The sequence below is a fragment of the Pseudomonas sp. BW16M2 genome, from assembly GCF_014268865.1.
In the GTDB taxonomy this organism is placed as follows: Bacteria; Pseudomonadota; Gammaproteobacteria; order Pseudomonadales; family Pseudomonadaceae; genus Aquipseudomonas; species Aquipseudomonas peradeniyensis.
Map to the genome: position 1 here is coordinate 1 of NZ_JABWRI010000056.1, position 10,028 is coordinate 10,028.

The window sequence follows — 10,028 nt, forward strand, 5'->3', positions numbered from 1 at the left end:
GGGCAAGCCCGCTCCCACGCCAGCACCGCATGAGTGTTCTGGCGTGGGAGCGGGCTTGCCCCGCGATCGAGGGCGCAGCCCTCGCATTCGGTCTAAAAGGTAACGCCAGCCACCAGGGCAATATTGCTATAGGGCTTGCACTCCCCCGTACGCACCACGGCCCGGGCCTGGCGACACAGGGTCTTGAAATCGGCATGGCTGAGCACCTGGCGCTGCCCCAGTTCGCCGCCGGCATGCAACCGCTCGACCTCGGCCAACCCCGGCGGCAAAGCCTGGAACACCTCCTCGGCCAGCACATGCCGCTCGACCTGCATCTCGCTCAGCACCACGCGCAGCACGCTGGCGAAGTCCGGGATACCCGGCGTCAGCGCCAGGTCGATCAGCTCCACGCCCGGCGGCACCGGCAGGCCGGCATCACCGATCACCAGGATGTCGCCATGGCCCAGCCCGGCGATGGTCCGCGACAGGGCGATATTCAACAGCGGCGTCTTCTTCATGGCGCCAGCTCCTTCAGGTAAGGGATCGACGGCTGCGCGCCGACACGGGTCACCGACAACGCGGCGGCGCGCTGGCCGAAGCCGATCGCCTCGTCCTCGGGCAGGCCGCGTGCCAGGCCCGCGGCAAAGCCGCCGACGAAGGTGTCGCCGGCCGCCGTGGTGTCCACTGCTTGCACCCGGGGCGCCGGGAAATGCCGGCTGCCGGCGGCATCGACCAGCAACGCGCCATCACCGCCCAGGGTGACGATCACCTTGCCCGCGCCAAGCTGGCGCAGGCGTTCGGCCGCCCGACGGGCGCTGTCCTGGTCGTCGACCTGCACCCCGGCCAGGGCCTCGGCCTCGCTCTCGTTGGGGATCAGGTAGTCGATATAGGCATACCACTCCGCCGGCAGCGGCCCGCTGGCCGGCGCCGGGTTGAGGATCACGGTCTTGCCAAGCTCGCGGCCACGGGCCAGGGTCCAGGCCACCGTGGCAGTGGGCACCTCAAGCTGGCAGATGATCACCTCGGCGCCCTGCAGCAGGTGGTCGAAGCGACTCACCGACTCGGGCCCGAGCAGGCCGTTGCCGCCGGGAATGACGACGATGGCATTCTGGCTGGCGGCATCCACCACGATCAGCGCCACGCCGCTGGACACGCCCTCGCACAGGCTCACGCCCTGGCAATCGACGCCCTCGCGCTTCAGCGCCTGACGCAGCTGCTGGCCATAGGCATCGTCACCGACGTTGCCGACCATCGCCACGCTGGCACCCAGCCGGGCCACGGCCACGGCCTGGTTGGCGCCCTTGCCGCCGGGCGCGGTGAAGAAACTGTCGCCGGTCAGCGTCTCGCCGCCCCGGGGCAGGCGCTGGGCGCGGGCCACCAGGTCCATGTTGAGGCTGCCGACCACCACCACCTTGGCATCCATGGGTATTCCTTAACGGTAATCGTTGAACAGGTCCGGGCGCGGCCCGGTGGATTCACGCAAGACGATGCGCGGGGCGACGATGCGCTGCTCGGCGGCGCCGTCGCGCCGCGGCGTGACGATGCGCGACAGCAACAGGCCGGCGGCGCTCTCGCCCAGTTCGCGGATCGACTGGCCGACCGTGGTCAGCGCCGGGTACACGTAGCGACTCAACTCGATATCGTCGAAGCCGATCACCGACAGCTCGCCGGGCACGTCGATATTGCGCTCGGCGGCGGCGCGCAACACGCCAAAACCAATCATGTCGTTGCCGGCGAAGATCGCCGTGGGCCGCTCGCCGTCGAGCAGGCGCGCCGCGGCGGCATGCCCGCCGGGGCTGGTGAAATCGCTGTGCAGCACATGGCCGGGGGCGATGCGCACGCCGGCCTCGGCCATCGCCCGGCGGAAACCGGCCAGGCGCAGCTGGCTGACACCGGTGTCCACCGGGCCGCCGATGGTGGCGATCTCGCGGTGACCCAGCTCCAGCAGGTGGCGGGTGGCCAGGTAGGCGCCCTGCTCGTGGTCGATGCGCACCAGATCGGCCTCGACGCCGTCCAGGGCGCGGTCGACGATGACCATTGGCGTGCGCACGCCGCTGAGGCTGTCGAGCAGGTCCTGGTCCTCGCCCACCGAGGCGACGATCAGCCCGTCGATGCGTTTTTCCAGGAGCACGCGCAGGTAGCTGCGCTGCTTCTGCGGGTTGTCGTCGGAGTTGCACAGGATCACGCAGTAGCCGTTGCGCTCGCAGGCGTCCTCGATGCCCCGGGCCAGCTCGGCGAAGTACGGGTTGACGCTGTTGGGCACCAGCAGGCCGATGGTGGCGGTGCTGCGCGCCTTGAGCGAGCGCGCCACGGCGCTGGGCACGTAGTCGAGCTCGGCGATCGCCGCCTCGACCTTCAGGCGCACGTGTTCGCTGACCGGGCGGGTCTTGTTCAGTACATGGGACACGGTGGTGTAGGAAATCCCCGCCAGTGCCGCGACATCTTTGATGGTTGCCATGGTTTCAGTTCCGCCGGTTCGCGCGCCGGCTGCGGTAAGTGTCGAGTACCACGGCGATGACGATGACCGCCCCGGTGATGATGCGTTTGGTCGGCTCGGAGGCGCCGATCTGGGCCAGGCCGGCGGCCAATACCGAAATGATCAGCACGCCGAAGAAGGTGCTGATGACCGAGCCGCGCCCACCCATCAGGCTGGTGCCGCCGATCACCACGGCGGCGATCACCTGCAGCTCGAGGCCGGAGCCGGCGTTGGGGTCGGCGGCTTCCAGGCGCGAGATCTGGAACAGCGCGGCGAGGCCGGCGAGCACGCCCATCAGGGCGAACACCAGGATCTTGTACGGGCGCGGGTCGATGCCGGCCAGGCGCACGGCCTCTTCGTTGGTGCCGATGCCGATCAGGTAACGGCCGAACACGGTGCGGGTCAGCACCAGCTGGGCGGCGACGATTACCAGCAAGGCGATGATGAAGGCCGGCGAGATGCCAAAGGCCACGGGGTTGGAGAACCAGGCGAAGGCGTCGCCGATGTAGGCGGTGCGCGAGTCGGTGAACTGGTAGGCCAGGCCCCGGGCCATCTCCAGCACGCCCAGCGAGACGATGAACGAAGGGATGCGCCAGGCCACGGTGATGCTGCCGGTGACGGTGCCGGCCAGCGCCGCCACGGCCATGCCCAGCAGCGCGGCGGGCAGCACGCTCCAGCCCCAGCCGAGGATCGCCACGCTGACCGTCGAGGCGGCCAGGGCCAGCACCGAGCCCACCGACAGGTCGATGCCGCCGATGATCAGGACGAAGGTCATGCCCACCGCCAGCACCATCAGGTCGGGGATCTGGTTGGCCAGGGTGCTGAAGGTGGCGTAGGACAGGAAGTGGCTGCTCAGCATCGAGAACAGCACGATCATCGCCAGCAAGGCGCCGGCCAGGCCCAGGTAGGTGCCCAGGCCGAAATAGGTGCCGCTGCGGCGCACGGGCGCAGTAGCCGAGGTGTTTGTTGTGGTTTTCATGCGTCCATCCTGGGGGCTGCGTCGTGCAGCAGGGCATCACGTTTCTGGTAGCCGGCGAAGGCGGCGGCAAGCAGTTGGTCCTGGGTCCAATGATCGCGGTCGAAGGTGTCGATCAGGCGGCCGGCGCTGAGCACGGCGATGCGGTCGCAGATCAGCATCAGCTCGCGCAGGTCGCTGGACACCACGACGATGGCCTTGCCCTGGCGGGCAAGCTCGGCAAGCAGGCCATAAATGTCGAACTTGGCGCCGACATCGATGCCACGGGTGGGCTCGTCGAACAGCAGCACCTGGCAGTCGCGCTCCAGCCAGCGGCCGATCACCACCTTCTGCTGGTTGCCGCCGGACAGCTCGCCCACGGCTTGGGCGGGGCTGGCGCTGCGGATGCGCATGGCGCCGATCTGGCGTTCGGCCAGTTCACGTTCGGCGTCGCGGTCGAGCACCCCGGCGCGGGACACTGCACCGAGATTGCCCAGGGCGATGTTGGCGCTGATCGACTGGCTCAGCAGCAGGCCTTCGCCCTTGCGGTCCTCGGTGATCAGGGCAATGCCGGCCTTGACCGCGGCCTTGGGCGAATCGATGGCTACCGGCACCGGCGGCTGGCCGAGGGCGACCTGGCCGCTGTCGGCGCGGTCGGCGCCGTAGATCAGGCGTAGCAGTTCGGTGCGCCCGGCGCCGATCAGGCCGGAGATGCCGAAGATCTCCCCTGCCCTGACCTCGAACGACACTTCGCGCACCTTGTCGCCACGGCTGAGCTTGTCGACCTTGAGCAGCGGCGCGCCGATGCTGCGCTGGCCGAGGTCGATGTGCTCGCCCAGCTCGCGGCCGACCATCAGGTTGACCAGTTGCTCGCTGTTATAGCGCTGGATCGGCTCGGCGCACACCAGCTTGCCGTCGCGCAGCACGGCGATGCGCTGGGCCACGCGCTGCAGCTCTTCGAGGCGGTGGGAAATATAGACAATGGCCACGCCGCGCTGGCGCAGGCGCTCGATCTGGGTGAACAGCAGCTCCACCTCGCGGGCGGTGAGCATGGCCGTGGGTTCGTCGAAGATCAGCACGTGGCAGTCGCCGATCAGGTTGCGGGCGATCTCGACCATCTGCTGGTGGCCGATACCCAGCTCGCCCACGGGGGTGTCCGGGTCGATGGCGTCCAGGCCGACCTGGGCCATGGCCGCGCTGGCCAGCTGGCGCAGGCGCTTCTGGTTGACCCAGCCGAGGCGGCTGGGCAGGTTGTCGAGGAACAGGTTTTCGGCCACGGTCAGGGTGGGCAGCAGGTTGAGCTCCTGCATCACCATGCGCACGCCGAGGCGCTCGGCCTCGGCGCGGTTGCCAGGGCTGTAGGGCTGGCCGCGATAGGTCATCTGCCCGGTGGTGGGGACCTCCAGGCCGCTGATCAGCTTGGACAGGGTCGACTTGCCCGCGCCGTTCTCGCCGGTCAGGGCCAGCACCTCGCCGCCGCGCAGCTCGAGGGTGACGTCGCCGAGCACGGGCTGGGCGTAGGTCTTGCCCAGGCCGCTGACGGCTAGCACGGTTTCATTGGCCGGTACTGACATGGCCATTCTCTCCTAGGTTGGCACAACACCCCTGTAGGAGCGGGCTTGCCCCGCGAAGCAGTCGACGCGGTGCATGGCACCGGCTACGCCGGTGATCGCGGGGCAAGCCCGCTCCTACAGGGATCGCAACATCACTGGGTAATCAGCTCGACCGGCGTCTGGATGACATTGTCGGCATCCACGCCTGGCTGCTCGCCCTTGAGCATCTTCAGCGCTGCCTGGATACCGAACACCGCCTGCTGGCTGGCTGCCTGGTCGAGGGTGGCGAGCACACGGCCATCCTTGAGCATCGGCTTGATGGCATTGATGTTGTCGTAGCCGACCACCTGCACCTGGCCGGTCTTGCCGGCGGCGCGCACGGCCGAGACGGCGCCCAGGGCCATGCTGTCGTTGCCGGCCAGCAGCGCCTTCAGGTCGGGGTATTCGTTGAGCATCGAGGCGGCCACGGCGTTGCCCTTGTCGATTTCCCAATTACCCGACTGCACCGAGACGATCTTCATCTGCGCGGCTTCCATGGCGTCCTTGAAGCCGGCGGTGCGCTGCTGGGCGTTGGTGGTGGTCGGCACGCCTTCGATGATGCCGACCTGATCACCGGCCTTGAGCTTCTGCTGGGCCAGGTAGTCGCCGACCATGCGCGCGCCCTTGCGGTTGTCCGGGCCCACGAACGGCACGCTGATGCCCTTGCTCTTGAGTACGGCAGGGTCGAGGCGGTTGTCGATGTTGATCACGGTGATGCCGGCGTCCATGGCCTTCTTGATCACCGGCACCAGCGCCTTGGAGTCGGCCGGGGCGATGACCAGGGCCTTGGCGCCGGTGGCGATCATCTGCTCGACGATACGGATCTGGTTGCCGGTGTCGGTCTCGTCCTTGATGCCGTTGGCCACCAGGGTGAAATCGTCGGGGTGATCTTTCTGGTAGGCCTTGGCGCCGTCTTCCATGGTGCGGAAGAACTCGTTGGCGAGGGATTTCATCACCAGAGCGACCTTGGGCGCTTCCTCGGCGTGGGCGGTGGACAGGGAGAACAGCAGCGACGAGAAAACGGCGAGGGCCAGCGGACGGCCGGGGAACGGCAGTTTCATGGAAATGACTCCGAATCTTGTGGTTTTTATCGGATCGCAAACGTTTGCGGTAACCAACTATGGAAACAGGCGCCGGTTTTGTCAAATCCATTGCGTAGGGAGCTAGGATTACGCGCGTCGGATTATCCGCAATTCGTCCGAAAAACCGAACACCTTTCCAGCAAAAATTCGGCCAGCCGAACACGCGCACCCACCTCTGACCTTCTGGTCGCTTCGAGTACCCCCAGTCAAAACAGGGGTTTCAAGATGAAATACGACGAACGGTAGTTGCTGGTACGAAATCTGCCTTTACCCCAGTGCGACATAACGCACATCTCCTCCAGGAAGAGAGAAGCAGAAATGATGAAAACCGCTATCAAGACCTTCGCACCGAGCGCCCTGGCGCTGCTGCTGGTACTGCCAACCACCGTTTCCGCCAAGGAAGCCGCGCAACAACAGAAACTCGCCAACGTGGTGATCCTCGCCACCGGCGGCACCATCGCCGGCGCCGGCGCCAGTGCCGCCAACAGCGCCACCTACCAGGCGGCCAAGGTAGGCATCGACAAGCTGATCGCCGGCGTGCCGGAGCTGAAGGACCTGGCCAACGTGCGCGGCGAGCAGGTGATGCAGGTCGCCTCGGAAAGCATCGGCAACGACGACCTGCTCAAGCTGGGCAAGCGCGTCGCCGAACTGGCCGACAGCAAGGACGTCGATGGCATCGTCATCACCCACGGCACCGACACCCTGGAAGAAACCGCCTACTTCCTCAACCTGGTGGAGAAGACCGACAAGCCGATCATCGTGGTCGGTTCGATGCGCCCGGGCACCGCGATGTCCGCCGACGGCATGCTCAACCTGTACAACGCCGTGGCCGTGGCCAGCAGCAAGGACGCCCGTGGCAAGGGCGTGCTGGTGACCATGAACGACGAGATCCAGTCCGGTCGCGACGTGAGCAAGGCGGTCAACATCAAGACCGAAGCCTTCAAGAGCCAGTGGGGCCCGCTGGGCATGGTCGTGGAAGGCAAGTCGTACTTCTTCCGCCTGCCGGCCAAGCGCCACACGGTCAACTCCGAGTTCGACATCAAGACCATCAGCAAGCTGCCGGCCGTGGACATCGCCTACGGCTACGGCAACGTGACCGACACCGCCTACAAGGCGCTGGCCCAGGGTGGCGCCAAGGCGATCATCCACGCCGGCACCGGCAACGGCTCGGTATCGTCGCGGGTGGTGCCGGCGCTGCAGGAGCTGCGCAAGGACGGCGTGCAGATCATCCGTTCGTCCCACGTCAACCAGGGTGGCTTCGTGCTGCGCAACGCCGAACAGCCTGACGACAAGAACGACTGGGTCGTGGCCCACGACCTGAACCCGCAGAAAGCGCGGATCCTGGCCATGGTCGCGATGACCAAGACCCAGGACAGCAAGGAGCTGCAGCGGATCTTCTGGGAATACTGATTGGCCTGCACCTCGGGTTGGTATGTTGACCATACCGACCCTATCGCGGGGCCAGCCCGCCCCCACAAGTCTGCAACGACTTTGTGGGAGCGGGCTGGCCCCGCGATGCTTTCAATGGAACCAATCCCTCTACCACGGTCTTATACGGCTTTCATCCTACCTGCTGTTGCGAAACGGCTTACAGTGAAATACTGTATGCGCATACAGCAAAACAAGGAACAGCCCCGTGGCCAAACCCGCCTCCGCGTCGCCAAGCCCTTATGAACTACTGGGTCAGCGCATCCAGAAGATCATCAACAGCCCCACCGCCCAGCGCAGCCGCGCCGCCTTGATCTTCCGCCTGGAGCACGAGTCGCCCGACGACTGGGCAACCCTGCTCGAGGAAATCGCCGAGAACGACAACGTCACCCTCGCCCACCGCGACGATGGCGGCGTGCAGATTTTCTGGACCGTGCCGAAGGAAGACTGACCGCGCATGAGAGTTTCGCTTTTCGCCGCCTGCCTGTTGCTGCTTACCCCCCTCGCCCACGCCGACGCCCCGCGCACCTTCCAGGAGGCCAAGAAGGTCGCCTGGAAGCTGTACGCGCCGCAGTCCACGGAGTTTTATTGCGGCTGCAAGTACAAGGGCAACAAGGTCGACCTGGCCTCCTGCGGCTACGCGCCGCGCAAGAACCTCAACCGCGCCTCGCGCATCGAATGGGAGCACATCGTCCCGGCCTGGCAGATCGGCCACCAGCGCCAGTGCTGGCAGGATGGCGGGCGCAAGAACTGTACGCGCCACGACAAGGTTTACCAGCGCGCCGAGGCCGACCTGCACAACCTGGTGCCGAGCATCGGCGAGGTCAACGGCGACCGCAGCAACTTCAGCTTCGGCTGGCTGCCCGAGCAGCACGGCCAGTACGGCAGCTGCCTGACCCAGGTCGACTTCAAGGCCAAGAAAGTCATGCCGCGCCCGTCGATCCGCGGGATGATCGCGCGCACCTACTTCTATATGAGCAAGCAGTATGACCTGAGGCTGTCCAGGCAGGACCGCCAGCTGTTCGAGGCCTGGAACAAGACCTACCCGCCGCAGGCCTGGGAGCTGCAGCGCAACCAGCAGGTGGCGTGCGTGATGGGGCGCGGCAATGAGTTCGTCGGGCCGGTCAACCTCAAGGCTTGTGGCTGAGCACGTTCACTGTAGTGTCTGCAGGTAGGCGCTGGCCTGCTGATATCGGCAAAGCCGGGCAAGGTCGGCCGGGCCTGGATGGGCAATGCGCGAGAGATCGCTGTTGTCGGCCAGGTCGGCCAGCTTGACCTGGCGCGCCAGGGGGTCGACACCCAGGCGGATGACGAAGGCCTCGTAGCTCTCCCCTTCACGGCGGCTAAGCGCCAGCAGCGCGGCGAGGATCTTCAGCGGGAAACCTTCGCGGGCGAGGTCGGACAGGGTCAGCGGGGTGTCTTCCAGCACGTCGTGCAGTACCGCGACGATGCGCTGCTCCGGGGTGATCACCCGCTCCATCACCCGCAACGGGTGGAGGATGTACGCCGCACCGCCTTTGTCGAACTGCCCTTCATGCGCCTTGATGGCCATCGCAATGGCCCGCTCCAGTGTCGCCATGAGCTGCCTCCCCCACTCAACCCCCGCAGTAGACAGCATAGCTGCTGCTGCACAGACTGACCGGGAAGCACCGCAGCCTGCTCTGACGCCATCGCGGGGCAAGCCCGCTCCTACAGGGATTTATGTGGCCGTCGCGATCAGCGCTTGACGCCGTGCTGGATGACGATCGAGTCGGTACCCAGCTTGGCCATCACCTCGGCCTTGCGCGCATCGGCCTCGGCCTTGGCCGGGAACGGCCCCATCAGCACCACCGGTTTGCCGTCGCGGTACTCGACCCAGGACGGAATGCCCTTCTCGATCAGGCGGGCGGTCATGTCGGTCAGGGCGCCCATGTTCGGCCCCTGGATCACCTCGACGTCCCAACCCTCCGGCGCCGGCTGCTCGGCCAGCGCCTCGGCGCGACGCTGCAGGTCGGCACCACCGCAGACTTCGCGGATGCGCAGGTTGTTGCCGGTTTCGTCGATGAGGATCTCGTACTGGCCGTCATGCTTGATCGCCACATAGCTGCGATAGGCCTCGTACTGCCCGGCGTCATCCTTGCCGCGCACCTGGCCGCAGATGGAGCCCTGGGTGTCGAAGCGCACGTTGGCGAACTTGGCCGTCTTGGGGTTGTTCAGGTGTTCGGCCACCTGCTTGTGCACGCCTTCGACCTCGTTGTTACAGCCCGCCAGGGCCAACACCGCCATTACCACCGCCAGTTTGCGCACGCCTGTACCTCCAGATTCGAAGGGGCGGATTCTAGCATGAGCGGATAGCACAGCCGCAGGGATGAGGCGCAGGTGGAAGGTTGCAACGTGTGTCGGCGGCCACCGAACAGCGGAAAGCAAAAAGGGCGATCCTTGCGGATCGCCCTCTTCTGATTTGGTAGGCACAATTGGACTCGAACCAACGACCCCCACCATGTCAAGGTGGTGCTCTAACCAACTGAGCTATGTGC

11 protein-coding genes are annotated in these 10,028 nt (G+C 66.2%); 3 read left to right on the forward strand and 8 right to left on the reverse strand.

The window, feature by feature from the left end; genetic code table 11:
* Positions 1-92 precede the first annotated feature (92 nt).
* The 6 genes from rbsD to HU735_RS26545 form a co-directional block, all read right to left on the reverse strand.
* Positions 93-497: a D-ribose pyranase gene (gene rbsD / locus HU735_RS26520; protein ID WP_050705224.1), complete on the reverse strand. Its 405-nt coding sequence runs from the start codon at positions 495-497 to the stop codon at positions 93-95.
* Positions 494-1,402: a ribokinase gene (gene rbsK / locus HU735_RS26525; RefSeq protein ID WP_186716438.1), complete on the reverse strand. Its 909-nt coding sequence runs from the start codon at positions 1,400-1,402 to the stop codon at positions 494-496. The genes rbsD and rbsK overlap by 4 nt, the downstream gene beginning before the upstream one ends.
* A gap of 9 nt (positions 1,403-1,411) precedes the next feature.
* Positions 1,412-2,437: a LacI family DNA-binding transcriptional regulator gene (locus HU735_RS26530; RefSeq protein ID WP_186716439.1), complete on the reverse strand. Its 1,026-nt coding sequence runs from the start codon at positions 2,435-2,437 to the stop codon at positions 1,412-1,414.
* A gap of 4 nt (positions 2,438-2,441) precedes the next feature.
* Positions 2,442-3,434 (reverse strand): ABC transporter permease, encoded by a 993-nt coding sequence (locus HU735_RS26535; protein WP_186716440.1) that lies wholly within the window; start codon positions 3,432-3,434, stop codon positions 2,442-2,444.
* Positions 3,431-4,984, reverse strand: coding sequence for a sugar ABC transporter ATP-binding protein (locus HU735_RS26540; protein ID WP_186716442.1), 1,554 nt, complete (start codon positions 4,982-4,984; stop codon positions 3,431-3,433). The genes HU735_RS26535 and HU735_RS26540 overlap by 4 nt, the downstream gene beginning before the upstream one ends.
* Before the next feature lie 131 nt (positions 4,985-5,115).
* Positions 5,116-6,063, reverse strand: a complete 948-nt coding sequence (locus tag HU735_RS26545) for a sugar ABC transporter substrate-binding protein (protein ID WP_186716444.1) — start codon at positions 6,061-6,063, stop codon at positions 5,116-5,118.
* Positions 6,064-6,405: 342 nt separating this feature from the next.
* On the opposite strand from HU735_RS26545, the gene HU735_RS26550 reads away from it, so the two are divergent.
* The 3 genes from HU735_RS26550 to HU735_RS26560 all read left to right on the forward strand — a co-directional run bounded on the left by HU735_RS26550 (position 6,406) and on the right by HU735_RS26560 (position 8,659).
* Positions 6,406-7,494, forward strand: coding sequence for an asparaginase (locus HU735_RS26550; protein ID WP_186716449.1), 1,089 nt, complete (start codon positions 6,406-6,408; stop codon positions 7,492-7,494).
* Positions 7,495-7,720: 226 nt separating this feature from the next.
* Entirely contained in the window at positions 7,721-7,963 is a 243-nt protein-coding gene (locus HU735_RS26555; RefSeq protein ID WP_050705218.1) for a DUF1654 domain-containing protein, read from the forward strand.
* 6 nt (positions 7,964-7,969) lie between these two features.
* Positions 7,970-8,659 (forward strand): endonuclease I family protein, encoded by a 690-nt coding sequence (locus tag HU735_RS26560; protein WP_186716446.1) that lies wholly within the window; start codon positions 7,970-7,972, stop codon positions 8,657-8,659.
* Positions 8,660-8,665: 6 nt separating this feature from the next.
* Here the strand turns inward: HU735_RS26560 and HU735_RS26565 are convergent, their stop codons facing one another.
* Together HU735_RS26565 and HU735_RS26570 are read right to left on the reverse strand one after the other, a co-directional pair.
* Positions 8,666-9,091, reverse strand: a complete 426-nt coding sequence (locus HU735_RS26565; RefSeq protein WP_186716447.1) for a GTP pyrophosphokinase — start codon at positions 9,089-9,091, stop codon at positions 8,666-8,668.
* A gap of 137 nt (positions 9,092-9,228) precedes the next feature.
* Positions 9,229-9,798, reverse strand: coding sequence for an SPOR domain-containing protein (locus HU735_RS26570; protein ID WP_050705215.1), 570 nt, complete (start codon positions 9,796-9,798; stop codon positions 9,229-9,231).
* Positions 9,799-10,028: the final 230 nt, after the last annotated feature.

Excerpts from the sequence above, each read along its gene's own strand:
- rbsD (WP_050705224.1), bottom strand. The coding sequence starts at position 497 with ATGAAGAAGACGCCGCTGTTGAATATCGCCCTGTCGCGGACCATCGCC.
- rbsK (WP_186716438.1), bottom strand. The coding sequence starts at position 1,402 with ATGGATGCCAAGGTGGTGGTGGTCGGCAGCCTCAACATGGACCTGGTG.
- HU735_RS26530 (WP_186716439.1), bottom strand. The coding sequence starts at position 2,437 with ATGGCAACCATCAAAGATGTCGCGGCACTGGCGGGGATTTCCTACACC.
- HU735_RS26535 (WP_186716440.1), bottom strand. The coding sequence starts at position 3,434 with ATGAAAACCACAACAAACACCTCGGCTACTGCGCCCGTGCGCCGCAGC.
- HU735_RS26540 (WP_186716442.1), bottom strand. The coding sequence starts at position 4,984 with ATGTCAGTACCGGCCAATGAAACCGTGCTAGCCGTCAGCGGCCTGGGC.
- HU735_RS26545 (WP_186716444.1), bottom strand. The coding sequence starts at position 6,063 with ATGAAACTGCCGTTCCCCGGCCGTCCGCTGGCCCTCGCCGTTTTCTCG.
- HU735_RS26550 (WP_186716449.1), top strand. The coding sequence starts at position 6,406 with ATGAAAACCGCTATCAAGACCTTCGCACCGAGCGCCCTGGCGCTGCTG.
- HU735_RS26560 (WP_186716446.1), top strand. The coding sequence starts at position 7,970 with ATGAGAGTTTCGCTTTTCGCCGCCTGCCTGTTGCTGCTTACCCCCCTC.
- HU735_RS26565 (WP_186716447.1), bottom strand. The coding sequence starts at position 9,091 with ATGGCGACACTGGAGCGGGCCATTGCGATGGCCATCAAGGCGCATGAA.